20 protein-coding genes, 1 tRNA gene, 2 pseudogenes and 1 riboswitch are annotated in these 25946 nt (G+C 61.8%); of the genes and pseudogenes, 13 read left to right on the top strand and 10 right to left on the bottom strand.

Annotated features, from left to right (window positions below; all coding sequences use genetic code 11):
- Positions 1 to 8: 8 nt before the first annotated feature.
- On the bottom strand, positions 9 to 272 hold the full coding sequence (locus PO860_RS16545) for a hypothetical protein (RefSeq protein WP_273884967.1): 264 nt from the start codon (positions 270 to 272) through the stop codon (positions 9 to 11).
- A 246-nt stretch (positions 273 to 518) separates the two neighbouring features.
- Here PO860_RS16545 and PO860_RS16540 point away from each other — a divergent pair.
- From PO860_RS16540 to PO860_RS16530, 3 genes are all read left to right on the top strand, one after another.
- Positions 519 to 1467 (top strand): IS630 family transposase gene (locus PO860_RS16540; protein ID WP_273885870.1). Its coding sequence is split into 2 segments (ribosomal slippage): positions 519 to 854 and positions 856 to 1467, totalling 948 coding nucleotides; the frame shifts between segments, so codons are not numbered across the junction.
- Between the two features lie 571 nt (positions 1468 to 2038).
- Entirely contained in the window at positions 2039 to 3238 is a 1200-nt protein-coding gene (gene mnmA / locus PO860_RS16535) for a tRNA 2-thiouridine(34) synthase MnmA (protein ID WP_273881785.1), read from the top strand.
- Between the two features lie 135 nt (positions 3239 to 3373).
- Positions 3374 to 3450 (top strand) — tRNA-Met (locus PO860_RS16530).
- Between the two features lie 398 nt (positions 3451 to 3848).
- Here PO860_RS16530 and PO860_RS16525 read toward each other — a convergent pair.
- The 4 genes and pseudogenes from PO860_RS16525 to pobA form a co-directional block, all read right to left on the bottom strand.
- Positions 3849 to 4682: a VCBS domain-containing protein gene (locus tag PO860_RS16525; protein WP_275032259.1), complete on the bottom strand. Its 834-nt coding sequence runs from the start codon at positions 4680 to 4682 to the stop codon at positions 3849 to 3851.
- A gap of 371 nt (positions 4683 to 5053) precedes the next feature.
- Positions 5054 to 5682: pseudogene (locus tag PO860_RS16520) on the bottom strand (ABC transporter ATP-binding protein).
- A 10-nt stretch (positions 5683 to 5692) separates the two neighbouring features.
- Positions 5693 to 6061 (bottom strand): annotated as a pseudogene (locus PO860_RS16515) (ATP-binding cassette domain-containing protein); the annotation flags it as partial.
- A gap of 101 nt (positions 6062 to 6162) precedes the next feature.
- Positions 6163 to 7335, bottom strand: coding sequence for a 4-hydroxybenzoate 3-monooxygenase (pobA, locus tag PO860_RS16510; protein ID WP_273884968.1), 1173 nt, complete (start codon positions 7333 to 7335; stop codon positions 6163 to 6165).
- 117 nt (positions 7336 to 7452) lie between these two features.
- Here pobA and PO860_RS16505 point away from each other — a divergent pair, with 117 nt between their 5' ends.
- Positions 7453 to 8343, top strand: coding sequence for a helix-turn-helix domain-containing protein (locus PO860_RS16505; protein WP_273884969.1), 891 nt, complete (start codon positions 7453 to 7455; stop codon positions 8341 to 8343).
- Between the two features lie 44 nt (positions 8344 to 8387).
- Here PO860_RS16505 and PO860_RS16500 read toward each other — a convergent pair whose 3' ends face one another.
- Together PO860_RS16500 and PO860_RS16495 are read right to left on the bottom strand one after the other, a co-directional pair.
- Positions 8388 to 10772, bottom strand: a complete 2385-nt coding sequence (locus PO860_RS16500; protein ID WP_273884970.1) for a phosphoketolase family protein — start codon at positions 10770 to 10772, stop codon at positions 8388 to 8390.
- 71 nt (positions 10773 to 10843) lie between these two features.
- Complete coding sequence (locus tag PO860_RS16495; RefSeq protein ID WP_273881789.1) at positions 10844 to 12022, bottom strand: acetate/propionate family kinase; 1179 nt, start codon at positions 12020 to 12022, stop codon at positions 10844 to 10846.
- Positions 12023 to 12303: 281 nt separating this feature from the next.
- Between PO860_RS16495 and PO860_RS16490 the strand changes: the two genes are divergently transcribed.
- Positions 12304 to 13905, top strand: a complete 1602-nt coding sequence (locus PO860_RS16490) for an inorganic phosphate transporter (RefSeq protein WP_183609631.1) — start codon at positions 12304 to 12306, stop codon at positions 13903 to 13905.
- 95 nt (positions 13906 to 14000) lie between these two features.
- Here PO860_RS16490 and PO860_RS16485 read toward each other — a convergent pair whose 3' ends face one another.
- The gene (locus tag PO860_RS16485) at positions 14001 to 15572 is read right to left on the bottom strand and encodes a putative bifunctional diguanylate cyclase/phosphodiesterase (RefSeq protein ID WP_273881790.1); all 1572 of its coding nucleotides are present in this window, start codon (positions 15570 to 15572) and stop codon (positions 14001 to 14003) included.
- A 476-nt stretch (positions 15573 to 16048) separates the two neighbouring features.
- A complete protein-coding gene (locus tag PO860_RS16480) occupies positions 16049 to 16603 on the bottom strand; it encodes a histidine phosphatase family protein (protein WP_183609662.1) in 555 nt (184 codons plus the stop codon).
- Between the two features lie 82 nt (positions 16604 to 16685).
- Positions 16686 to 16806: riboswitch (cobalamin riboswitch) on the top strand.
- A gap of 29 nt (positions 16807 to 16835) precedes the next feature.
- On the opposite strand from PO860_RS16480, the gene PO860_RS16475 reads away from it, so the two are divergent.
- From PO860_RS16475 to PO860_RS16465, 3 genes are all read left to right on the top strand, one after another.
- Positions 16836 to 17045 (top strand): CbtB domain-containing protein, encoded by a 210-nt coding sequence (locus tag PO860_RS16475; protein ID WP_183609633.1) that lies wholly within the window; start codon positions 16836 to 16838, stop codon positions 17043 to 17045.
- A 116-nt stretch (positions 17046 to 17161) separates the two neighbouring features.
- Positions 17162 to 17911, top strand: a complete 750-nt coding sequence (locus tag PO860_RS16470) for a CbtA family protein (RefSeq protein WP_183609634.1) — start codon at positions 17162 to 17164, stop codon at positions 17909 to 17911.
- Between the two features lie 49 nt (positions 17912 to 17960).
- Entirely contained in the window at positions 17961 to 18593 is a 633-nt protein-coding gene (locus PO860_RS16465) for a hypothetical protein (protein ID WP_273881791.1), read from the top strand.
- Here PO860_RS16465 and PO860_RS16460 read toward each other — a convergent pair.
- Positions 18578 to 19240 carry a sulfite oxidase-like oxidoreductase gene (locus PO860_RS16460; protein ID WP_183609636.1) on the bottom strand — a complete coding sequence of 221 codons (663 nt, stop codon included), beginning with the start codon at positions 19238 to 19240 and terminating at the stop codon, positions 18578 to 18580. The two genes, PO860_RS16465 and PO860_RS16460, sit on opposite strands and share 16 nt — an antisense overlap.
- A 157-nt stretch (positions 19241 to 19397) precedes the next feature.
- Here PO860_RS16460 and PO860_RS16455 point away from each other — a divergent pair, with 157 nt between their 5' ends.
- The 5 genes from PO860_RS16455 (at position 19398) to PO860_RS16435 (ending at position 25912) form a co-directional block, all read left to right on the top strand.
- Positions 19398 to 21224, top strand: coding sequence for an ATP-binding protein (locus tag PO860_RS16455; RefSeq protein WP_281413818.1), 1827 nt, complete (start codon positions 19398 to 19400; stop codon positions 21222 to 21224).
- The gene (locus PO860_RS16450; RefSeq protein ID WP_183609637.1) at positions 21221 to 22555 is read left to right on the top strand and encodes a sigma-54-dependent transcriptional regulator; all 1335 of its coding nucleotides are present in this window, start codon (positions 21221 to 21223) and stop codon (positions 22553 to 22555) included. The genes PO860_RS16455 and PO860_RS16450 overlap by 4 nt, the downstream gene beginning before the upstream one ends.
- Before the next feature lie 217 nt (positions 22556 to 22772).
- Positions 22773 to 23756, top strand: a complete 984-nt coding sequence (locus tag PO860_RS16445) for a tripartite tricarboxylate transporter substrate-binding protein (protein ID WP_273884972.1) — start codon at positions 22773 to 22775, stop codon at positions 23754 to 23756.
- Positions 23757 to 23935: 179 nt separating this feature from the next.
- Positions 23936 to 24397: a tripartite tricarboxylate transporter TctB family protein gene (locus PO860_RS16440; protein ID WP_183609639.1), complete on the top strand. Its 462-nt coding sequence runs from the start codon at positions 23936 to 23938 to the stop codon at positions 24395 to 24397.
- A gap of 9 nt (positions 24398 to 24406) precedes the next feature.
- Positions 24407 to 25912 (top strand): tripartite tricarboxylate transporter permease, encoded by a 1506-nt coding sequence (locus PO860_RS16435; protein WP_128402966.1) that lies wholly within the window; start codon positions 24407 to 24409, stop codon positions 25910 to 25912.
- The last annotated feature ends 34 nt before the right edge of the window (positions 25913 to 25946 follow it).

Raw genomic sequence — 25946 nt, 5'->3', positions numbered from 1 at the left:
GGTGAGCGTCAGTGATGCCGGCGTCGGCGGACAATCCTGCCAAGACGGGCGGCATCGTCCTGTGCCTTTGTGCGGTGAAGGAAAGCGAGCCTGCTACCGTCAAAACCCTCGAAGAATTCGTCCCAGGAAATCTCCTCCAGCGGTTCCGAGGTGAAATCGACGCGGACGGTTTCGCTGTCCGGCGCGTTCTGGATACGGGCGGGATGGCCGCCGCGCTCTTCGATCCAACGCCTGATCCTGCTGTAATCCGTTGTCGTGCCGACCCTGGCCATGAAACCCTCCTCAGCATCCCATTGCGACATCGATGTAGCCCGGCAACGCACGATCGGTGGAATTGTTCCATGGCGCCCCATTATTTTTTTGGAAGCCAGAATCATGATCGCAGCTTGCCGCTTTGCTCATTTCGCCGATGGAAGCTTAAGATTTAGAGCGGTTCATTGCTTATCGGAATCGAGGTGGGATTCCCAAATCAGCAGAATTGTGATTCATCCTGGGTGCTGGAATGGAGGCCAGCATCGATGACGCGACCTTATTCGAATGATCTTCGTGAACGCGTAGTGGCTGCAGTTGCAGGCGGTCAGAGCTGCCGGGTGGTGGCTGAACGGTTCGACATTGCCGTCTCCTCTGTGGTGAAGTGGTCGCAGCGCCATCGGGTAACCGGCAGCGTCTCGCCCGGTAAGATGGGTGGCCATCGCCGGCGGGTGCTGGAGCCGCATCGCGCCTTCATTGTCGAGCGGATCGAGCAGATCTCGCACCTGACGCTGCATCGGCTGAAGGACGAACTGGCCGCCCGCGGTATCGCCGTCTCCCATAATGCCATTTGGCAGTTCATGCGCCGTGAAGGTCTGAGCTTCAAAAAAAACGCTATTCGCCCTTGAGCAGGGCCGTGCCGACATTGCCCGGCACAGGCAGCGCTGGAAGACTTGGCAAGCCCGCTTCGATCCGAAGCGGCTCGTCTTTATCGACGAAACTTGGATCCGCACCAACATGGCGCCGTTACGCGGCTGGGGACCGAGGGGCAAGAGGCTGCGCGGCTTTGCCCCACATGGACGCTGGCGCACACTCACTTTCCTCGGCGCTCTGCGCTGTGATCGGCTCACTGCGCCCTGCGTCTTCGATGGCCCAATCAATGGCGAGTGCTTCGAGGCTTATGTCCGCCAACAGCTGATCCCGACACTTAAGCCCGGCGACATCGTCATCCTCGACAACCTCGGCTCTCACAAAGCTAAGGCCGTCCGCGATGCCATCAAGGCGGCCGGCGCCAGACTATGGTTCCTGCCGAAATATTCCCCTGACCTTAATCCGATCGAACAGGCATTCGCCAAGATCAAACATTGGATGCGCCAGGCCCAAAAGCGAACCGTCGACGACACCTGGCGTCATCTCGGAGACCTCGTCGGCACCATCAAGCCTGACGAATGCGCAAACTACTTCACAAACGCTGGCTATGCTTCCGTCAAAACGTGAAACGCTCTAGAGCCTCGATTATGAGGCTGATTTTATTTAATTTTTCCGATATTCTGTCTGGGGTCGGCATGAGCCGCCCCCGAACTTCCCCTTTGCTGAAGGCGAGCAGATGGAGGCCCCCAGCATGGACAGGCATAGAGGATCGCTGCCTTCGGCGGCGGTTGCCGGGCGCCATCAAGCATTCGTTATTTTGAGAACGACGGCTGAACCCTCATAATTGTCGCGGGCTGGAAGGAGGATGCATATGAAACGCTATTCATTCTCGGTGATCGGACTGGCGCTCGTGACTGCCATCATCGCCAATCCGGGCATCGCATTCGCCTGTAACAAGCTGATCGGCACCTGAGCCGCACCCCCCGCTTTACCAAGGCGCGGCTGCGGCTGCGCCCTCTTTTCAACTGGGAATGCGAAACTATCGGCCGTCCGAAGGCCCGCCCCTTGCGTCCAGAGGCAATCCTTTCTATATCGGTCCCTCATCGAGAGACGGCGGCCGATCCCGCCGGAGATCAGCAAATCCGCCGCAATTGCAGCGCAAGGGCGGATCGTGACCCGAGCAGAATTGGCATCATCGTTGAACACACTGGATTTTGACAAGAAGCCGGAAGAGACCCGCGTCGTCGTCGCCATGTCGGGCGGCGTCGATTCATCCGTCGTCGCCGGCCTTCTCAAACAGCAGGGTTACGATGTGCTCGGCATTACGCTGCAGCTTTACGATCATGGCGCCGCCGTTCACCGTGCCGGCTCCTGCTGCGCCGGCCAGGATATCGACGATGCGCGCCGCGTCTGCGAAACGCTCGGCATCCCGCATTACGTGCTCGATTACGAGAAGCGCTTTCGCGAGACGGTGATCAATCCCTTCGCCGAAAGCTATGTGGCCGGCGAAACGCCGATCCCCTGCGTGTCCTGCAACCAGACCGTCAAATTTGCCGACCTGCTGGCGACGGCCAAGGAGCTCGGCGCCGATGCGCTGGCGACCGGCCACTATATCCGTTCGGGCCCGAACCCTTCGCCGGAAAGCCCCGGCCGCCGCGCGCTGTTCCGCCCGGCCGATGCCGACCGCGACCAAAGCTATTTCCTCTTCGCCACGACGCAGGAACAGATCGATTATCTGCGCTTTCCCTTGGGCGGCCTGCCGAAGGCCGAGACCCGCAGGCTTGCCGAGGAAATGGGCCTCGTCGTCGCCAAGAAGGCCGACAGCCAGGACATCTGCTTCGTGCCGCAGGGCAAATATTCCGACATCATCACCAAGCTGAAGCCGAATGCGGCGCTTGCTGGCGAGATCGTCCATCTCGACGGTCGCGTGCTCGGTACCCATGAGGGCATCCTGCATTTCACGATCGGCCAGCGCCGCGGCATCGGCATCGCCACCGGCGAGCCGCTCTACGTCGTCTTTCTCGACGCCCGCTCGCGCCGCGTGATCGTCGGGCCGAAAGAGGCACTGGAGACGCACCGCGTCTATCTCCGAGACGTCAACTGGCTGGGCGATGAAACGCTTGCGGGAGCGGCTTCCGGCAAAGGCTTTGCCTGCTACGCCAAGGTCCGCTCGACGAGGGCGCCGGCACCCGCCGTGCTGCATGTCGATGCGACCGGCACCTATGTCGACCTGACGGTCGGCGAGGCGGGCATCGCGCCCGGCCAGGCCTGCGCGCTTTATTCCGCCCCCGGTGATAACGCCCGCGTCTTCGGCGGCGGCTTCATCGAGCGCTCCGAGCGCGAGCCTTCGGCGGAAGCCTCGCTGAAGGCGCTTTTGGCCAGCCCCGTCGCCGCCTGAAAGCTATAGGAAACGGCGCCCCACAAAGCCCACCGTTTTTCTCGATCATGCGCTTGACACAAAGCCGAAGCGCACCTTATAAGCCGCTCATCCCACGAACCGGCATCGCTTCGCGAGCAGGTATCGTTGACCAGTGGCGGAGTAGCTCAGTAGGTCAGAGCAGAGGAATCATAATCCTTGTGTCGGGGGTTCAAATCCCTCCTCCGCTACCATCTCCTCAATTGCAGAATGAGCGATCTTGCGGCTCGATTTCGAGCCGGTTCCGGCGATCGCGCGGCCAGCTCTGATCTGCAGAATTTCCGCCAATGCCGAGGACACTATCTGTAGAGCGCCAAAAGCAATATCGGCATCTTCGTCGTCCAAAGATGGTATGAGGTAGCGATAATAATAGCCCATACGGCCAGCGAGAACATGAGCGCCGCTAACCTGATGATTCCGACTGACTGCATCATTTCCTCCATCCCAGCATAATCGTCCCCCCTCGGACGATCCAATGCTAGCAAGGCTGAGGTCGATCAGCTATCGCAAGAAATTGGTACCGGATAGCCGCTGCAGGACGTGCTCGGAAAAGATGCAAGTTTTCGGCGATACGACGCCCTTTCCCGATCCATCAAACGATGAAATGGAAGTTGTCGTATTGCGCGCCGTAATAGTCCGGGCCGCTGGTTTCGGTGATGACCGGCTCGGTGTCGAGCACGAGATAGTCGATCGCGCCGTAGGCGCTGAGATCGATCACTTGCGGGTCATGAATGCTGTCGGCGGTGACGTTGACCGTGACCAAGAATACGGTATCGCCGTTCAGCCTACCTTCGATCGTCAGAACGTTGTCATAGTCCGACGTGCCGTTGGCGACACTGAATTGCTCAAGCTGGAAGGCGCCGCCATCGGCGGCCTGGATGGGTGTCCAGAACACGCCACCCGACAGATAATGGTTGCCGTCGGCTTCCTTGTGTATCGTTGCGTCGTCACCATCGTGCCAGGCGCCCCAATCGAAGCCTTTGTAGCCCGTGGGGAAGTCGTGTGTGCCGACATCCTCGAAATTGACGAAGACGTCGCCGCGCTCCGGCAGGTCGACCGCGATATTGAGCAGGCCGAAGTCGGTGGCGCCTTTGCCGTCCGAGATCTTGAAATTGAACTGATCGACGAGTTGATCTCCCGGGCCGAGCGCCGCCACCACCGGGTTGATGTGATCGAGTTCGTAGGTGTAGTTGCCGTTGGAATAGACGGTCAGCGTGCCGTATTTTCCCTCGATCGCCGTCGTTGTGGCAGGCCCATCCGGATCGGCCGGCTGCGGAATTCGCTGTCCGTTCACGAAGTTGAGGCGCACCCGATCGCCGTCGGCATCCGTGGAACTGGTGCTGTCCAGGATGTTGCCGTCGATCGGGTTGTCGATGTTGAAAATAGGCTGGTATACATCGCCTGCGACCGGCTTGTGGTTTGCCATTTCTATCCCCCGTGTAATGTTGTGTTCAACTATGCAACCCTATCGGGTGTCTGGCAACGGAATTCATAGAGTGTAGGGTCGATTCCGAACGTCAAATCCAACAGAATCGGTTGGCTGCAGCCCAGGCATCCAAGTAAAGGGATCGGCATCGACGTCGATCGTGACTATCAATGACGATTGTATGCGCTGTCCTGCGCGGATGCCGTTTCGTTGATCAGGATGTTCCCCGCCTCTTCTGGCGATGCATCGATTTGGCCTGCAGAAACCTTTCAGACAGTCCAATAATGACAGGCAGGTGATGACGTCATCATGACGATATACTGGGTGAAAGGGAGTTGATCGGCAGGTCCGCAGTTCTGCCGATCTCTGCGTCAATGCAGTCCGCCGACCCCGAGCAGGCTCTCGACGACCTCGTGATCCCTGGTGAGGCTCTCCGGCGTTCCCGTCCAGGCCAGTCTGCCTCGTTCGAGAATGACGACCTGATCGGCGAAATCGAGCGCGCTCTGGATACGCTGTTCGACCAGGAGGATGGTCATGTCTCCTGTCTTGGCGAGTTCGGCAAAGGCAGCCATCAATTCCTCGCGGACAACGGGGGCGAGGCCTTCCAGCGGCTCGTCGAGCGGCAGGACGGAGGGGCGGCCGAGAATGGTGCGGGCGGTGGAGAGCATCTGCTGCTCGCCGCCGGAGAGCTGGCTGCCGAGGTTGCGGCGGCGCTCCTTCAGTCGCGGGAACATGGCATAGGCTTCCTCCAACGCGTCTCCGGCCGCGTCTTCAAGCCGACGAAAAGGTTCTCTTCGACCGTCAGCGTCGGGAAGACGCAGCGCGCCTGCGGCACATATCCCAGGATACTGCCCTCGTATCGCCTGGTCTGGCCGGCGAGCGTTGCGAGCAGCGTGGTCTTGCCCATGCCGTTGCGGCCGAATACGGCGAGCCGGGCTCCTGCCGGCACGGAGAGGGAAATACCTTCGAGCACGCGTGTCGGCCCATATCCGGCCGACAGATTTTCGACCTCAAGCTATATGGCTGGCATTGGCATAGCTCCCGAGATAGGCCTCGCGCACGCGCACATCCCTGGTGACGTCTTCAGGCCGGCCATCGAAGATGATTGCGCCTGACGTAAGCACGATGACGCGTTTCGCAAAACGGAAGACAAGATCCATGTCGTGTTCGATCATCAGCACGGCGAGATCGGCAGGCAGATCGGCGAACTGCGGCACGCCGGCTGCCGGCTCGTCGAGCAGCAGCACCTTCGGTCTCAGCGCCAGCGCCACGGCGATCTCGAGAAGCCGCTGCTGGCCATAGGCAATCTCATTGACCTTGCGATGCGTCAGTGAAGCCAGTCCGAGTTTTCCCAAGAGATCGTCGACCTCAGCCACGACGTATCCCGGAATTCATGTTCACGCTGTTATGAACTGGAGCGGAAACAATGGACGGCCAGCTCCATGCTTAACGTGGCTTGCATCCGTCGCCAATCTCCCCGTCAGAATGGCAAACCCACATAGTTTTCCGCGAGCACCGTCGAGGCGGCGCGGGAATGGGTGAGATAGTCGAGTTCGGCCTCTTGGATCTTCTGTTCGAAATCACCGGTATCGGGAAATCGGTGCATCATCGTCGTCATCCACCAGGAAAACCGTACGGCCTTCCACACCCGGGCGAGCGCCTTCTGCGAATAGGCGTCGATGCCGCTATTCGAGCGTTCGCGGTAATGTTCGACCAGCCCGGAGTAAAGGTAGTGGACGTCGCTGGCTGCAAGGTTCAACCCCTTGGCGCCAGTCGGCGGGACGATATGGGCGGCGTCGCCGACAAGGAAGAGCCGGCCGAAACGCATCGGTTCGGCGACGAAGGAGCGCAGCGGAGCGATGGATTTCTCGAAGGACGGCGCGGTCGTCAATGCCTCGGCGTGATGCGCCGGCAGACGCCTTCGCAGCTCGTCCCAGAAGCGATCGTCGCTCCAGTCCTCGATCTTCTCGTCGAGCGTGCATTGGATGTAGTAGCGGCTGCGGGTGGCCGAGCGCATCGAACAGAGCGCAAAGCCTCTGGGATGGTTGGCGTAGATCAGTTCATGGCTGACCGGCGCCACGTCGGCAAGGACGCCCAGCCAGCCGAAGGGATAGACCTTTTCGAAACTCCGGATCGCCTTTTCGGGCACGGCCTTGCGGCTCGCGCCGTGAAAGCCGTCGCAGCCGGCGATGAAGTCGCAATCGATGCGTTGCGTAGCTCCGTCCTTAGTATAAGTGACGAAGGGAGAGTGGCCGTCGAAATCATGCGGCGTGACGTTGGCGGCATCGTAGATCGATGGGGAGCCGCTCGTTTCGCGCCGTTCCATGAGATCGCGCGTCACTTCCGTCTGTCCGTAGACGGTGACGCGCCTGCCGCCAGTCAATTCGTGCAGGTCGATGCGATGGTCGCGGCCGTCGAAGGCCAGTGAGAAACCGTCATGCGGCAGGCCTTCGGCATGCAGCCTCGCGCCTGACTTGGCTTGATCCAGCAGCCCGACGGTGCCTTCCTCGAGAACGCCGGCGCGAACCCTGCCGAGGATGTAATCCTTGTTGACGCGATCGACAATGACATTGTCGATGCCGGCTTCGGTCAGAAGCTGGCCGAGCAGCAGGCCGGATGGACCTGAACCGATAATGGCGACCTGAGTTCGCAAATGCTTCCTCCTTGCATTTTTGCGTTTTGTCAGATTCTGCCGTGCCGCCCTTGTCGCAGCAATGGACATCCCAGCCTAAAAATTGCACTAATCGAACATTGGTGCGGGAGGAGCCCCATGAGCAGACATGTTCCTACCTATGAACTCTACGGCGAAAATACCGGGCGAGGGCCGGATTTTTGGTTGCATTGCGAAACAATTCGCTCCCGCAGCAGCTTGCATCAATGGGAAATTCGTCTGCACCGCCACGAAAGTTTCTTTCAGATATTGTACATCGAGGGCGGTTCGGGCGATGCGATTTTCGGCCAAGGGAGCCATGCCCTCCGGCCGCCGGCAGTCATCACCGTGCCGCCTGGGCTCAATCACGGTTTTCGCTTTTCACGCGATGTCGACGGCCTGGTGATCACCCTGTTGAGATCGCATCTCGGCCATCCGCTCGGCGATAAAAGCCAGCTCGGCGAATGGCTGGCGGCACCGCATCTGACGCCGCTCGATCCTGAGAATGCCGAGGCAGCCTATGTCATGCAGACATTGCGGCGGCTGGGCGACGAATTCGAAAACCGGCGCAGCGGCCGCAACGAGGTATTGGCTGCCTATGTCGCCTTGGCGCTCAGGCTGACAGCGAGGATTTCCGATCAGGGTAACACGCGCGAGCTTCCGCCCGACGAGAATGAGCGGCGGCTGGAAATGCTGAACGAACTCATTCAGCGCCATTTCCGATCGCACAAGCCCGCTTCCTTCTACGCCAGGGAGCTTGGCGTTTCGCCGACGCATCTTACCCGTATCGTCCGGTCGATGACCGGCAATACCCCCCATGAATTGCTCGCCGGAAAACTCATCGAAGAGGCGAAACGCCAGCTCGTTTTTACGCTTGGCAGCGTCCAGGAGATCGGGTTTCGGCTCGGCTTTGCCGACCCCGCCTATTTCTCGCGCTTCTTCCTCAAATATACCGGAGAAACGCCGCGGGTCTGGCGGGTAAAGGAGAAGGTTCGGCTCGAGAGCGCGTAGGTTTCGGGCATTCGCCTCAGGCGCATTCGCGAGCCTTGGATATGTTACGCCGCAGGCCACGTCCAGTTCCGCACCTCGGGCATGTCCTCGCCATATTCCCTGACATAGTCGTGATGCTCCGCGAGCTTGCCGCCGAAGGCGGCCAGTGCTTCCTTCGCCTTTTCCTTCAGGCCCGGCACGCGCTCGATGGCTTCGATGGCGAGGTGGTAGCGGTCGAGTTGGTTGAGGACGGTCATGTCGAAGGGGGTTGTCGTCGTGCCCTCCTCGATGAAGCCGCGGACGTGGATGTTGCGGTGGTTGGTGCGTTTGTAGGTCAGGCGGTGAATGAGATAGGGATAGCCGTGATAGGCGAAAATGACAGGCTTGTCCGATGTGAAAATTGCGTCGAAGGCCTCGTCGGTCAGGCCGTGCGGATGCTGATCCCGGGATTGCAGCGCCAGCAGATCGACGACATTGACGGTACGAATCTTCAGCTCCGGGATGGCCTTGCGCAGCAGGTCGACGGCGGCGAGCGTCTCCATTGTGGGCACATCGCCGGCGCAGGCCATGACGAGATCGGGGGAGGTCGCGTCTTCCTCGTTGCCCGCCCAGTGCCAGATGCCGATGCCGGCCTCGCAATGTTTCGCCGCTTCATCCATCGACAGCCATTGTGGCTCCGGCTGCTTGCCGGCAACGATGACGTTGACGCGGTCGTAGGTGCGCAGGCAATGGTCGCCGACCCAGAGCAGGGTGTTGGCATCCGGCGGCAGATAAATGCGGACGATATCGGCCTTCTTGTTGGCGACGAGATCGACGAAACCGGGATCCTGATGGCTGAAGCCGTTGTGGTCCTGACGCCAGACATGCGAGGTCAGCAGGTAATTCAGCGATGAGATCGGCTTTCGCCATTCGAGTTCGCGCGTCACCTTCAGCCATTTGGCGTGCTGGTTGAACATGGAATCGATGATGTGGATGAAGGCCTCGTAGCAGGAAAAGAGGCCGTGCCGGCCGGTCAAGAGGTAGCCTTCCAGCCAGCCCTGGCAGAGATGTTCGGAGAGCACTTCCATAACGCGACCGTCGCGGGAGAGGTGGACATCATAAGGCTCGATACCCTCCATCCAGACACGGTCGGTGACGTCGAAGACGCTGCCGAGGCGGTTCGATTCCGTCTCGTCGGGGCCGAAGATACGGAAGTTGGCGGCCTCCGCGTTGCGCTTCATCGTGTCGCGCAGGTAATGGCCGAGAATCTCCGTCGACTGCACCATGGCGCTGCCGCGCTTGCCGATATCGACCGCATAGTCGCTGATATCGGGAACGTCGAGCTCCCGGCGCAGCAAGCCGCCATTGGCATGCGGATTGGCGCCCATGCGGCGTTCGCCGGCGGGTGCCAGCGCGCGCAGTTCGGGTTTCAGCCGGCCGTCGGCGCCGAACAGGTCTTCGGGGTCATAGCCGCGCATCCAGTCCTCGAGGATCTTGCGATGGCCGTCATCCCCGCGGCAGTTGGAGACCGGCACCTGGTGGGCGCGCCAGAAGCCTTCCACCTTCTTGCCGTCGACCTCCTTGGGGCCTGTCCAGCCCTTCGGGCTGCGCAGCACGATCATCGGCCAGCGCGGGCAGCCTTCAGCGGCCTTGCCGTCACGGGCTTGCCTCTGGATCTCCCGGATGCGGTCGAAGACGCTGTCCAGGGTTGCGGCCATCTGCTGATGCATGTCGCGCGGCTCATGCCCCTCGACGAAGAACGGTTCGTAGCCATAACCTTCGAAGAGACACTTGAGGTCGCCATGACCAGTGCGGCCGAGAATGGTCGGGTTGGCGATCTTGTAGCCGTTCAGGTGCAGGATCGGCAGTACGGCGCCGTCGCGGGCGGGGTTGAGGAATTTGTTGGAATGCCAGCTCGCAGCCAGCGGCCCGGTCTCGGCCTCGCCGTCGCCGACGACGCAGGCGACGATCAACTCGGGATTGTCGAAGGCGGCGCCATAGGCATGGACGAGGGCATAACCGAGTTCGCCGCCCTCGTGGATCGATCCCGGCGTTTCGGGGGCTGCATGGCTCGGGATGCCGCCAGGGAAAGAGAATTGCCGGAAGAGCTTGCGCATGCCCTCCGTATCCTCGGAAATATCGGAATAGATCTCGCTATAGGTGCCTTCGAGATAGGTGTTGGCCACCATGCCCGGCCCGCCATGGCCGGGGCCGCACATGTAGATGATGTCGAGATCGCGGGCGCGGATGAGGCGGTTCAGATGCGCATAAATGAAATTCAGGCCGGGCGTCGTGCCCCAATGGCCGAGCAGGCGGGGTTTGATGTGCTCTGCCTTCAGCGGCTCACGCAGCAGAGGATTGGCCAGCAGGTAGATCTGGCCGACCGAGAGATAGTTGGCGGCCCGCCAATAGCGGTCGATGAGGGTGAGTTCGGCATCGGTCAGAGCGGCGGTCGAGACATGCGTTTCCATCGGCTTCTCCCGTTCGAAAACCTGTTCAACGTCAAGTCTACCGGTCGGCGCCGAATTGCCGTTGATCTGGATCAGTCACTGCGAAGAATAGACAGCGCCTCGTCGGCGATGACCTGTTCCTCATCGGTGGCGATGACATGGGCGGCGATGCGGCTTTCCCCAGTGCTGATCGTGAAATCACCGGCGGCATTGGCCTTTTCGTCGATCGCAAGGCCGAGCCAGGACAGTCGTTTCGCCACGCCGTTGCGGATCTCCGGCTGATGCTCGCCGATGCCGGCGGTGAAGACGATGGTGTCGAGGCCGTTCAGCGTTGCCGCCATGCGGCCGATCTCGCCGGCGATGCGCAGGGTGAAAAGGTCGATCGCCTGGCGCGCCTCCGGCTGCCCGTCCTTCAACAGCTCGCGCGTATCGGCGCTGATGCCGGAAACGCCGAGCAAGCCGGAGCGGTGATAGAGCAGGTCTTCGATCTCCCTGAAGGATTGCTTCTTCTCACCGGCCAGATGCAGGATGACGCCGGCATCGAGCCAACCGGGGCGCGTCGCCATCGGAATGCCGTCGAGCGTCGAAAAGCCCATGCTGCAATCGCGGCTGACGCCGTCATCCAGCGCGCAGAGGCTGGCGCCGCTGCCGAGATGGGCGACCACCGCCTTAGCTGCACGCGGCGCCTTGCTGGCAAGCACAGCGGCGATGAATTTGTAGGAAAGGCCGTGGAAGCCGTAACGCTTGACGCCCTCGTCATGCAGGGCACGGGGAATGGCGAAGCGGCGAACGAGATCGTCCTGCGTGGCATGAAAGGCAGTGTCGAAGGAGGCTGTCTGGGCAAGATGCGGTTTCAGATGCCGGAGCGCGCGGATGAAACGCAGCGCCTGCGGCTGGTGCAGGGGTGCAAGCGGGGTCAGCGCATCGACGGCATCGATTGCGGCGGCGTCGAGGGCGATCGCCTTCGTGAAACGGTCGCCGCCATGAACGACGCGATGGCCAGCGGCGCGTGTGGCGGTGATGTCGACATGATCGGCGAGAAGCGCGAAAACCTCGTCGACGACGCCGTGCAGGTCGTCCGTCACGTCGGCCTTCAATGGCATCTCGAATGTCTGCGATCCCTTCGTCAGGTCGAGCGAGAGCGGCTCGGCGCGAAAATCGATCACACCCTTGCCGATGGGCCGGGCCGCAGCGCCATCCATCGCGAAGATGCCGATCTTGACGGTCGAAGAGCCGGCGTTGAAGGTCAGGAGGAGGTCGGTCGATGGCATGTTTCGAAGACTCCGCGTCAAGATGCCGAACTTAGGGCCGGGGCTTCGGACGGAAAGGCATTTATTCGCCGGTCGCGTGTTTTTGTCGCTCCCGGCCCGTCATTCCGGTCGGTGGGGCGTGCGACGGGGTATTTTCATCCGTAGGGCGGACAGCATGTGACGGCTAATATTGCCTGATGTCAGTGCCTTACGGGGAGAGGCAGGCGGGGCGTCATGAGAGCTTCACGCTGCGGAATTATTAACAAAAGGCACATTTGCAAAACGGAATAAGGAACTATGCCATGGCCGATATTGCCCCCAGCCAGGTTCATAGCGACACTTCCCACCCGCTCCACAGTTCGAATTCATCCGGCAAATGGTTCTTGCCGGTATTCGCACTCGTTCTGGTCTGCGGCCTCGGATATGTCGCCTATGCACTCACCCGCGACCTGACAACCGCAGTTGCCGTTCCCTGGATTCTCTTAGGTCTTGCTCTGCTGATTGCGCTCGGCTTCGAATTCGTCAACGGTTTCCACGATACGGCCAATGCCGTAGCCACCGTCATCTACACCCGTTCCCTGCCGGCGGAATTCGCCGTCATCTGGTCGGGTTTCTTCAACTTCCTCGGCGTGTTGACCTCGAGCGGCGCCGTCGCTTTCGGCATTCTGGCGCTGCTGCCGGTGGAACTGATCCTGCAGGTCGGCTCCGGTTCCGGCCTTGCCATGGTCTTCGCGCTGCTAATTGCCGCGATCGTCTGGAACCTCGGCACCTGGTATCTCGGCCTGCCGTCGTCGAGCTCGCATACGCTGGTGGGATCGATCATCGGCGTCGGCCTCGCCAACCAGTTCTTGGCGCCGGCAGGCACGGCGACGAGCGGCGTCGACTGGTCGCAGGCGACCAACATCGGCCTGTCGCTTTTGATCTCGCCGCTGATCGGCTTCGGTCTTTCCGCCGTGCTTCTGCTGGTTATGAAAGTCCTGGTGCGCAACAAGGCACTCTACGACGAACCGAAGGGCAACCAGCCGCCGCCGCTCTGGATCCGCGCGATCCTGATCTTCACCTGCACCGGCGTCAGCTTCGCCCACGGTTCCAACGACGGCCAGAAGGGCATGGGCCTCATCATGCTCATCCTGATCGGCCTCGTGCCAACCGCTTTCGCGCTGAACCGCACGCCCGATGTCAACTATCTCGAGGCTTACAAGTCGGCATCGGTCCAGGTGGAAACCGCGCTCGGCAAATATGTGAAGCCCAGCGTGACCGTCACCGACTACAAGGCCGAGATCAGCAACGCCGTCAAGAACAAGACCTGGACGGATGCAACGACGCCGGCTCTGCAGCAATATATCCACCAGACGAGCGCCGAAGTCGCCGCCTTCCCGACGCTGGAAGCGGTGCCGACCAATCTCGTCGGCAACGTCCGTAACGACATCTACCTGATCGGTGAGGCGCTGAAGCTGATCGACAAGCAGAAGCTGCTGCCGATGGACGCTGGCGACCTCAGTGCAGTGACGAACTACCACAAGGCGGTCGACAATGCGACGAAGTTCATCCCGCTCTGGGTGAAGGTGGCGGTCGCGATCGCGCTCGGCCTCGGTACGATGGTGGGCTGGAAGCGGATCGTCGTCACGGTCGGCGAAAAGATCGGCAAGACGCATCTGACCTACGGCCAGGGCGCGGCAGCCGAAGTGGTGGCGATGGTCACCATTGCCTCGGCCGATCATCTCGGCCTGCCGGTCTCGACCACGCATGTTCTGTCGTCCGGCGTCGCCGGCACCATGGCGGCGAACGGTTCCGGCCTGCAATGGTCGACCGTGCGCAACATGCTGATGGCCTGGGTGCTGACGCTGCCGGCCTCGATCGCGATCGCCTTCGTGCTGTTCGTGATCCTGCGGCAGGTGTTTTAGAGCAAATTCCAGGAAGAGTGCAAAGCGGTTTTCCCAGGCAAAGCGCTAAGCGGTTTTGCCGGGATTCGCGTCAAAACAAAGCGTAGAGTGCTCCGTCAGGCCGTGGAGGCCAGACTGGTATTGCGATCGCTGATGAAGATGCCCGCCTCGGCGGCGGGCATCGCCTTGCCGAAGAGATAGCCCTGGCCGATATCGCAGCCAAGCTGCAGCAGGAAGGCGAGCTGGCTATGCTCCTCAACGCCTTCCGCTGTTGTTTTGATGTTGAGGCTCCTGCCGAGGCCGAGCATGGCGCGGACGATCTTTTCCTGGCGTTCGTCGTCGCGATAGGTGGCGATGAAGCTCTTGTCGATCTTGATCTTGTCGAAACGATAGCGGGCGAGTTGGGCGAGGCTCGAATAGCCGGTGCCGAAATCGTCGAGGGCGATCTGGATGCCGGCCGCGTGCAGTTCGTCGAGAACGACGACGGCGATGGCGGGATCCTGGATCAGCGCATTTTCGGTGATCTCCACTTCCAGGCGCTGCGGCGGCAGCCGGCTTGCCGAGAGAACCTTGAGGATGCGGGAAGTCAGGAGCCTGTCTTCCATCTGCACCGGCGAGACGTTGAAGGACAAGGTCACATGCTCCGGCCAGGTGAGTGCGTCGCTGCAGGCCTGGGCGAGAAGATCCTCGAACAATGCGGTGATCATGCCCGTCTCCTCGGCGATATCAATGAAGACAGGCGGCGGGATGTTGACACCATCATCGCCGATCCAGCGCGCCAAGGCCTCGAAGCCACAGAGCTGGCCGGACTTCAGGTCGATCAGCGGCTGATAGAAGGGTTTGATCGCCTTGCTGGAAATTGCAGCACGCAGCCTGGTTTCCAGCGCGGCGCGTTCCGTTACCTTGTCCTGCATCGACGGTTCGAAGACGAAATAATGGTTGGGTCCGCGTGATTTCGCCTCGTACATGGCAAGGTCGGCACGATGGGCGGCATCTTCAAGGGGTTCGGCTCCCTCGACCCAGCGGTCGTAGCCGACGCTGGCGCCGACTTCGACGGCAAAGCCATCGATATGGATCGGCCGGGTAATGGCCTGGATCAAAAGCTTGGCAAAACGCTCCTCGCGTTGCGCCGTAAGGGCGAACGCGACGATGACGAATTCGTCACCGCCGAAGCGATAGACGCAGTCGGCATTGCCGAGCGCGCAGATGCGTCTGGCAACCTCGATCAACAGGACGTCGCCGCCCTTGTGGCCGACGAGATCGTTAACTTTCTTGAAGCCGTCGAGGTCGACGGAGAAGAGGGTGACGTTGCGGCCCCACTCCTCGATCTCGGCCTCGTCGGTCTTGATCGGCCGGGAAAGAATCTTGCGCTCGAAGGCGTAGCGGTTCGGCAGTTTGGTCAGGTGGTCGTGGGTTGCGGTCCAATCGGCCTTTGCCTGAGCGGCGGCGCGCTGTTCCGTTTCCTTGCGCAGGTCGGCGATGCGCAGCACCGAATAGATGAAGCTCATGGCACCGGCGATGCCCAGCGCCAGAACGAGCTTGTCGGCGCCGTATTCGCCGAAACCGGTCATGAAGAAGGCAAGGCTGTCGTCAAGCTGCAGCAGCGTGCCGAGGAGCCAGAGAGTGATCCCGAACCCGACGATCGACACACATTGCCTTCCGGCCCTGCTCTGGAAAAATACCGGCACCACGCCTTCTCCATCTCCAACCTTCGCGGAAGTAGCACAAAAGTCTGAAATGTTCGTTGAAACCAGAAGGCGAATTATCGGAGGCGGCAGCCTGTTGCTGTACCGTCGAGGGACCAGAGGGGTGCTTTTGCGAGACCGAGAAACGCTGAGCGCGGTCTTCGTCGTGATTGCAGACTGGCGTGTGAAAAGAACGAAGGCGAGCGTGCCATGGCACCGCTCGCCCTTTCGTGCTTCAGGCGGTGACGATCAGCAGCGGGACGCTGACGATGAGACCGACCAGAACTGTGACTGTGGCAAAACGCATCAAACGCAAGCGTCGCGTGCGCTCCCCACTCCAATCATATGTCATTCTTCCATCTCCTTGGGATAAGGAAGTAGTCCCCGCCAAACCGGGTTCAATAGAGATGACGCGATTTGCTTGTGTAAGGCTGGATAAGTTTATGCAGCGATTCAAGGTGTTACAGCGGCCTCGGGCTCTAATGCGGAAAGCGTAGAGACCAGCGCCGTCCATCAGTGGTCATGTGAATGACGGCGAGTGGCTCGACGTCGCTCAGCCAGAAGGAAGGGAGTGGCGCCTGAAGCACATGCGCCACCGCTGCCCGAATGACGGCCGCGTGGCTGACGGCGATCACATGGCCGCCGAGGCTGGATTCATTGTCCATCCAGCTGGCGACCCGCCTGCGCAGATCAACAAGGCTCTCGCCGCCATGCGGGGCAGCTTCCGGATCGCTCATCCAGGCCAGGAGGTTCGCCGGCTCGTCTGCCTCGACCGTGGTGATCGACCTGCCGGCCCAGCGGCCATGGTCGCAGTCGCGAAGCGCCTGATCTATCCGAGCGTCAAGGCGAAGCGCTTCCGCGGTCTGGCGCGCGCGTAAGGCGGGGCTCGTGGCGATACGGTCGGCGCGGGGAGGGGCAGCCATGCTGGCCGCTTCTTCCTCCGCCTTGTCTTCCAGCGGTTCGTCGAGCGGGAACAGGGCTTTGCGGCTTGCCATCGTCGCGCCGTGGCAGATCCAGGTGAGGCGCGTATTCACCATCGTTCTGATCTCCCGGAATGCGGCTCCAGCGTCTTTGCCGGCTTGTGAAGTTTCGTTGACAGTCTCTTCGGCGTGCAGATATAACCGTGCTGTTGCGGGTTTGGAAGCCGGTGGAAATCCGGCACGGTCGCGCCACTGTGACCAGCGTGTCGAAAGCTCTTCGCGTTGGAAGTCAGACCCACCTGCGTAAGCACTCTTTCGACTGAACGCGTCATTCCCGGAGGAATACATGTCTGACACCACTTTCGCGCCCGCAGCAGTACCGGCGCCGATCCCCTTAGGAGAGATCCTGCCCTGGGCGATCTTCGGCGGCCTGCTGATGCTCATCGTCCTCTATTTCGTCGGCACCGAGGAAGGCGCAATGGCGCTGTTCAATGGCATGTATGTGCACGAATTCGTGCATGACGGTCGTCATCTCCTCGGCTTTCCCTGCCACTAAAGCGCGTCGCGATCTTTCAGATTCGCTTCTCGCGCCTTAGGTCTTGTTTTGCGCATGTCGTTCTCGCGAAACCGCTCACACAGTTTTGCGCGACATGCTTTAGGGGAGTTCCTGACATGGTTGGAAACCTTCTGCTTCGCGGCATGCTCGCGGGCCTGATTGCCGGTATTCTCGTCTTTGCCTTCGCCCATACCTTCGGCGAGCCGCTGGTCGATGCGGCCATCGCCTTCGAGGCGGCGACTGCGCAGGCGGCCGGCGAAGCTGCCGAACCTGAAATCGTCAGCCGCGCCACGCAGGCCGGTCTCGGCCTTTTTACCGGCGTCATGGCCTACAGCGTCGCCGTCGGCGGGCTTTTTGCGCTTGCCTTCGCTTTCGTGCACGGGCGCTTCAGCAGCCTTTCGGCGCGCGGCACTTCGGCGGTCATCGCCCTTGCCGCCTTCGTGGCGATCGTTCTTGTTCCCGGGATCAAGTATCCGGCCAATCCGCCGGCGGTCGGCAATCCCGACACGATCGGCGTCAGGACCGAAATGTTCTTCCTGATGATCGTCGTTTCGCTTGCCGCGCTGGTTGCCACAGTGGCGCTGTCGCGCCGTCTTGCCGAACGTTTCGGTCTCTGGAACGGCGCGATCATCGCCGGCATCGCCTATCTCGTCTTCATCGGCCTCGTGCTCTATCTGCTGCCGCCGATCAACGAGGTGCCGGAGAATTTCTCGGCGATGGTCCTCTGGCGGTTCCGCACGACCTCGCTCGGCATGCACGTGATCCTCTGGGCAACCTTGGGCCTCGCCTTCGGAGTGCTGGCGGAAAAGCAGCTTGCCGTGAAAGGCGGGCCGCAACGAGGTCGGCCGGCAACGGCGTTTCACTGAATGCATCGAGGGGCGCCGCATACCGGCGCCCTGAACTTTTCGGGCAAACATGAAAAGCAGCCGAACCATACCGCTCCTGTCGACGGCGTTTGTCGGCGTCGCCTTTTCTTGCGTGGTTGCCGGAAACGCCTTTGCCCATAGCCGCAGCGGCGGCGGCAGCCATGCCGGGCTGGATATCCCCGAGATTTCCCATGGCGAGATGGCGGTGATTTCAGACTATCGCAGTGGGATCATTGACCTTGCGTCGCAAGCGGTCGATACCAACGAGCGGTTCCGCCGCGTGCTGAACTATGCCGAAATCCAGTATTCCTATTGTCTATGGGGCCGGATGCCGGGCAGCGTGACGGACGAGGAAAGCCCGTTCAACGAATGCGCCCATGCCTATCTCGCAGCGACCAAGGCCGTCTTGTTTTCGATGCGTGAGATGCCGCGGGAGAGCGCTGCGGCGGGTGAAATCATTTCCGCGGTCGACGCCGACATGGTGCGGCGCGGCCTTGCGCTCGTCACCTGCCGGTTCAGCGGCGAGGCCTTCAACACCGCCGATGTCGTCAAGCCGCACTGGAGCAAGGTACCGCTTCATCCAGCCAGTATGGCATCGTTGACGGGGCTTGCCGCATTGTTCGGCGTTGGTTTTTATGCGCTTCGCCGCTTGCTGCGGCCGGAGGCTCAATCGTCGGAATAGCGCTGCTCGCGCCACGGATCGCCGTAGATGTGGTAGCCGTTCTTTTCCCAGAAACCGGCCTCGTCGTCCGGCATAAGCTCGATGCGGCGCAGCCATTTGGCGCTTTTCCAGAAATAGAGATGCGGCACGACCAGGCGCATCGGGCCGCCGTGATCCGCCGTCAGCGGCAAGCCTTCCCAGGCGGTGGCAAGGATCGCGTCCTCGGCGGCGAAATCGGCGAGCGGCAGGTTGGTGGTATAGCCGTCATAACTGGTCAGCATGACGTAACCGGCTTCCGGCTTGGGCATGGCGAGATCGAGCAGATCGCGCGTCGAGACGCCCTTCCATTTGTTGTCGTAGCGCGACCATGTGGTGACGCAGTGGATATCGCTGACCTTAGTGCTCTGCTCGATCGCGTGGAAGGCGGCCCAGGTGAGGGTGAGCGGCGTTTCGACGAGGCCGCGCACCTCGAGCCGCCAAGTATCCGTAGAGACAACAGGCTGCTGGCCGAGATCGAGCACCGGCCAGTTCTTGACGAGGTGTTGGCCGGGCGGCAGGCGCTCGGTTTCGGGTCGGCTGATGCGGCCGGTCAGGAACTTGCCTTCGGCGGCCCAGCGACGCTTGGATGTGGTGAGCTTGCTGTCGGCGGGTGTCTGATCGTCGCTCATGGGCGGGGCCTCCTTGCGGTGCAGCAATAGGATATCCGCGTTCGTTAAGTGTCAAGTTTCGGCAGGCCCTTGGAAATCCCCGTCCGTCTCATTAAACTCGGCACTGTCGGGCCTCGCTGGGGAGTGGAGGCAGAAAGGGGAGGAGCGGGATCTGTCTTTGCGATATCGCGCGATAGCGGCGTTGCTCGTGGTGCCGCTGATCACCTTCGCCTTCTTCACCTATGGAAGCGCGATCGCGACGCGCGCCTATATGGCGGAAGCCTCGGCGCAGGCGGGAACGGCGCTGCGCCTTGCGGTCTCGGCGCTCAGCGGGCATCTCAACCGCTACGAAGCGCTGCCGGCGCTGATCGCCGATCACGAGGACATCAAGGAATTGGTGAGCGCGCCCGAGGATACGGCGCTGCGCGATGCCGCCAATCTCTATCTCAAGGAGATCAACGGGCTGCTGAAATCCTCCGACATCTATGTGGTCAAGCCTGATGGAGAGACGATCGCGGCGAGCAATTACGATGGACCGGCAAGCTTCGTCGGACAGAATTTCAGCTACCGGCCCTATTTCCAGGACGCGATCGAAGGCCGGCAGGCGCGGTTCTACGCGCTCGGCACCACCTCGCTGAAGCGCGGCTATTATTTTGCCGCGCCGATCCGGATCGATGCGGCTATTCGCGGCGTCATCGTCTTCAAGGTCGATATCGACATGATCGAATCGTCCTGGGGCGGCGGCGAATACAAGATCTTCGTCTCCGATCCGGAGGGCATCATCTTCATGTCCGGCAGCCCGGAATGGCTCTATGGCGCCATCCTGCCGCTGACGGCCGATCGCATCGCGCGCACGGAAGCGTCGCGACGCTATGCCAATGCCAGGCTGACGGCGCTACCGGTGACGCGCCAGCGCCTCGAGCCGCATGAGCTGATGACGCTGGCCGGCGAGCGCGGCTCGAGCGAATATCTGGTGCTCTCGCATTACATGCCGGCCGAGGACTGGACGGTGAACGTGCTGATGGAGACGAGTTCCATCCGTGCCCAGGCGCGCACCGCGCTTGCGGCGGTCTTTCTCGTCCTCTGCATTGCCGGGCTCGCGGTCGCGGTCATTCGCCAGCGGCGGGCGCGGCTTGCCGAGCGCATGCAGATGCAGGCCGACGCCCGCAACGAGCTGGAGCGGCGCGTCGAGGAACGCACGGCCGATCTTGCCCGCGTCAACAGCCGCATCGAAGAAGAGATCGCCGAGCGGCGACTGACCGAGCAGCAGCTCCGCCAGACACAGGCCGATCTGATCCAGGCCGGGAAGCTCGCCGGCCTCGGGCAGATGTCGGCTGCGCTTTCGCACGAGTTCAACCAGCCGCTCGCCGCCGCCAAGACCTATACCGACAGCGCCTCCGTTCTCATCGATCGCGGCCGGACGGAGGAGGCGCGGGACAATATTAAGCGTATCGGCGGGCTCATCGACCGCATGGCCGCGATCAGCCGGCACCTGCGCAACTTCGCCCGCAAACCGAACGAGAAGCTCGGGTCGGTTTCTCTCGACGAGGCGATGCATGACACGCTCGAGATCATCGCTTGGCGGCTGAAAGCGGCGGATGCCGAACTCCGGCTCGATCTCGGGCCGTGTCCGCCGGTTGTGCGCGCCGGTTCGGTGCGTCTGCAGCAGGTGCTGGTGAATGTGATCTCGAATGCGGCCGATGCGGTGGAAGGGCTGGATGACAGGCGCATCGAAGTTTGCGCCTTCGAGGAGGCCGGCAAGGTGATGCTGACGATACGCGATCACGGGCCGGGCGTGCCGGCGGCGATCGCCGAGCGCATCTTCGATCCCTTCTTCACGACGAAGGGCGTCGGCAAGGGACTCGGTCTCGGGCTTTCGATCTCCTACAACATTATCAAGGATTTCGGCGGCAGCCTGACTGCTGCCAATCATCCTGAAGGGGGGGCGGTCTTCCGCATCGAGCTGCAATCGGCGGCGGGGCTGATGCCGGAGGCGGCGGAATGAACGATGCGAAGATCCTGCTGGTTGACGACGAGGAGGAACTGCGCCGCTCGACGGCGCAGGCGCTGGAGCTCTCCGGCTTCAGCGTCGAGACCTTTTCGAACGGCGACCATGTGCTGGAACTGATCGGCTACAGTTTTCCCGGCGTCGTCGTCAGCGATATCCGCATGCCCGGCATGGACGGCATGACGCTGATGCAGAAGATCCGCGAGATCGATCAGGAGGTGCCGGTCATTCTCGTCACCGGCCATGGCGACGTTCAGCTTGCGGTGAAGGCGATGCGCGAAGGCGCTTACGATTTCATCGAGAAGCCGTTTACGCCTGAAATGCTTGCCGGCGTCATCCGCCGGGCGATGGAGCGGCGCGGCCTCGTGCTCGAAAACCGGCTGCTGAAGGCGGTCGCCGGCAAGCGCGACGATATCGAGGCGCGGCTGCCGGGGCGCACGCAGGTGATGGTGGATCTGCGCTACCGCATCCGCGCGATCGGCGCGAGCGATGCCGATACGCTCATCGTCGGCGAGACCGGCGCCGGCAAGGAAGTGGTGGCGCGGGCGCTTCACGATATCAGCGCCCGGGCGAGCCGGCCGTTCATCGCGATCAATTGCGCCGCGCTGCCGGCAAACCTGATCGAGAGCGAGCTCTTCGGCCATGAGATCGGGGCCTTTCCGGGGGCGGTGAGGCCGCGCTACGGAAAGTTCGAACATGGGCGCGGCGGCACCATCCTGCTCGACGAGATCGGCTCCATGCCCTTCGACCTGCAGGCGAAGTTCCTGCGGGTGCTGCAGGAACGGGTGATATCAAGACTCGGATCGAACGAGGTCGTGGCGCTCGACGTGCGCTTCATCGCGACGAGCAAGGTCGACCTGGAAGCGGAAGTGGCGGCAGGGCGCTTCCGCGCCGACCTCTTCTACCGGCTTGATGTCGCAACGCTGCATGTGCCCTCGCTGTCGCAGCGGCGGGCCGATATTCCGCTGCTCTTTCTGCAACTGGTGCGGGAGGCGGCCGCCCGCTACGGCCGCGACGAGGGGGCCGTGCCGCCGGAGATGATCTCCGACATTGCCCAGCGCGACTGGCCGGGCAATGTGCGTGAACTCAGGAACGCCGCCGACCGGCTGGTTCTCGGCCTCGACAATGGCGGGCGGCAGGCCGAGGAGGCAACCGGGCTTGCCGAGCGCGTTGCCGAATTCGAACGAGGGGTCATTGCCAGCGCGCTGGTGGCCCATGGCGGCAGCCTCAGGCCGGTCTACGAGTCACTCGGCATTTCCCGCAAGACCCTCTACGAAAAGATGCAGAAATACGGCCTCGACAAGCGGATGCTGACCACCGACGGTTAGATTGCGGCGGCTGAACCTGCTGCGATGGGTGGAAATCCACCCATCGCATTGGTCGTTTGTTTCCAAATCGACCCATGCTGCATCGCACTTTCGCAGAATCCTCCTTCGAAAGCGGCGGCGATCATTGCGGACCCATTTTTCGCGGCGGCAAATAGGCCATCCCAACCGGCGCGGAGGAAGTGTCGGCGGGCTCGCTTATTTCATCAGGGAGGAAACGATGAAAATCCTGAAGGCCATGCTCGGCCTGACCGCTGTTGCAGCGGTCTCTCTTCTCGCCGGCGCCGCTACGGCGCAGACCTATCCCGAACGCACCATCACTATGGTCGTGCCCTTTGCGGCCGGCGGCCCGACCGATACCGTCGCGCGCCTCGTCGCCGAATCCATGTCGAAGGATCTCGGCCAGCAGATCGTCGTCGAAAATGTCGGCGGCGCCGGTGGCACGCTCGGCGCCGGCCGCGTGGCAAATGCCGATCCCGACGGTTACACTATCCTGCTGCACCATATCGGCATGGCGACCAGCGCTACGCTCTACCGCAAGCTCGCCTATGATACGCTCGGCGCTTTCGATTATGTCGGCCTCGTCACCGAGGTGCCGATGACGATCGTCGCACGCAAGGACATGGAGCCGGCTGACCTCAAGGGGCTGATCGATTATATCAAGGCCAACAAGGACAAGGTGACGGTCGCCAATGCCGGCATCGGTGCCGCCTCGCATCTCTGCGGCATGATGTTCATGAGCGCCATCCAGACGCCGCTCACGACCGTTCCCTACAAGGGCACCGGCCCTGCCATGACCGACCTGCTCGGCGGCCAGGTCGACGTCATGTGCGACCAGACGACCAACACGACGAAGCAGATCCAGGGCGGCACGATCAAGGCCTATGCCGTGACCTCGCCCAAGCGCCTCGACGTGATGAAGGACATTCCGACGGCGGTCGAAGCCGGCCTGCCGGGCTTCGAAGTCGGCATCTGGCACGGCATCTATACGCCGAAGGGCACGCCGGCTGCGATCAACGAACGTCTGTCGAAGTCGCTGCAGGTGGCGCTCAAGGATCCGAATGTCAGCGCCCGCTTCGCCGAGCTCGGCACGGCACCATCCTCCGACGCTGATGCGACGCCGGCTGCGCTGAAAGCCAAGCTCGAAAGCGAGATCGCTCGCTGGAAAACCGTGATCGAGGCTGCCGGAGAATATGCCGACTGAGGATGGTATCCTCGTCCGGGCATGCCGAAAGAGCCCCTCACCCTGACCTACCGGGGTCGAGCCACTTGTCTCGACCCGTCCTGCGGACCCCCGCATGCGGGGAGAAGGTGCCGACAGGCGGATGAGGGGCAGCCATCGCAGCAGCGCGTCACGAACCATCTCCAACTTCAGGAGACACCATGAAATCCATCAGTTTCGACACCACCAATGCCATCTGCGGCGCGCTTTTCGTTGCGACTGGCGCCTTCTTCGCCATCCAGTCGCTGGGGCTCGACCTCGGCACGGCCGTGCGCATGGGGCCTGGTTATTTTCCGCTGGTGCTTGCCTGTGTGCTGGTGCTCCTCGGCGCGATCATCTTCATTCAGGCGCTGCGCGTCGAGGGTGAGCCGATCGGCGCCTTGGCCTGGCGCGGCATGCTCTTCATCCTGCCGGCGCCGGTCTTCTTCGGGCTGACGGTACGCGGGCTCGGATTTGCGCCGGCGCTGTTCTTCACCGCCTTCATCGCCTGCTTCGCATCGCAAAAGATGAACGTATTCTTCGCGATCATTCTTTCGCTGTTGCTGACGATCTTTTCCGTGGCGGTCTTCAGCTATGGGCTCGGCCTGCCGTTCGAGCGCTTCGGCCCCTGGGTCCGGTTCTAGGAGACGATGATGGATCTTTTCAGCAATCTCGCGCTCGGCTTTGCGACAGCCGGCACTCCGGAAAACCTGTTCTTCTGCCTGATCGGCGTGCTGCTCGGTACGTTGATCGGCGTGCTGCCCGGTATCGGCGCCACGGCGACGATCGCCATGCTCTTGCCGATCACCTTCCAACTGGAGCCCGTCTCCTCGCTGATCATGCTCGCCGGCATCTATTACGGCGCGCAGTACGGCGGTTCTACCACCGCCATCCTCATCAACATGCCGGGCGAATCCTCGTCGGCCGTCACCGCGATCGACGGTTACCAGATGGCCCGCAAGGGCAGGGCGGGGGCAGCGCTTGCAATCGCGGCGCTGGGTTCGTTCTTTGCCGGCACGGTCTCGACTTTCCTTGTCGCGATCTTCGCACCACCGCTCACGGCGATCGCGCTGCAATTCGGCTCGGCTGAATATTTCTCACTTATGATCGTCGGCCTCGTCTCCTCGATCGCGCTTGCGCATGGCTCGGTCGTCAAGGCACTGGCGATGGTGGCGCTCGGGCTGCTGCTCGGCCTCGTCGGCACCGACATCTACACCGGCACGCCACGCTTTACGCTCGGCATCCGCGAATATGCCGATGGGCTGAATTTCGTGGCGCTTGCGGTGGGCGTTTTCGGGGTGGCAGAAATCCTGCGTAATCTCGAGGGCGAGTCGACGCGCACCGTGCTGATGGCCAAGGTGTCCGGTCTGTTGCCGTCGCGCCAGGAATTCAAGGAAATGATTGCGCCGGTCATTCGCGGCACGGCCATCGGCTCGGCGCTCGGCATCCTGCCGGGCGGTGGCGCCATCCTTGCCTCCTTCGCCTCCTATACGGTGGAAAAGCGCATGTCGAAGACGCCGGAGGAATTCGGCAAGGGTGCGGTTGCCGGCGTCGCAGGGCCGGAATCGGCAAACAATGCCGGTGCGCAGACCTCGTTCATTCCGCTCCTGACGCTCGGCATTCCGGCCAATCCCGTCATGGCACTGATGATCGGCGCGATGATTATCCAGGGCATCGTGCCGGGGCCGAATGTCGCCACCGAGCAGCCGGCGCTGTTCTGGGGCATCATCGCCTCGATGTGGATCGGCAACCTGATGCTGGTCATCCTCAACCTGCCGCTGATCGGGCTCTGGGTGAAGCTCTTGACCGTGCCCTACTACGTGCTCTTCCCTGTCATCATGGCTTTCTGCTCGATCGGGGTCTACAGCGTCAACGCCAACGTCTATGATCTCTACGCCGTCGCCTTCTTCGGGCTCATCGGCTATGTGCTGGCCAAGCTTCGTTGCGAACCGGCGCCGCTCTTGCTCGGCTTCGTGCTTGGGCCGCTGCTCGAGGAAAACCTCCGGCGCGCCATGATCCTGTCGCGCGGCGATCCCACAACCTTTGTCACGCGGCCGATCAGCGCCACGCTTCTGGCCATTGCTGTCGCCGTCCTCATCGTCGTCTTCCTGCCGAGCGTCAAGAAGAAGCGCGAGGAGGTGTTTGTCGAGGAAGCGTAGAGGGGTTGAATTTGCGATCCGTTTGATGAACAAG

Origin of the sequence: Rhizobium binxianense (assembly GCF_028994275.1) — a bacterium.
In the GTDB taxonomy this organism is placed as follows: Bacteria; Pseudomonadota; Alphaproteobacteria; order Rhizobiales; family Rhizobiaceae; genus Rhizobium; species Rhizobium binxianense.
This window is presented reverse-complemented; position numbering and strand designations above follow the sequence as displayed.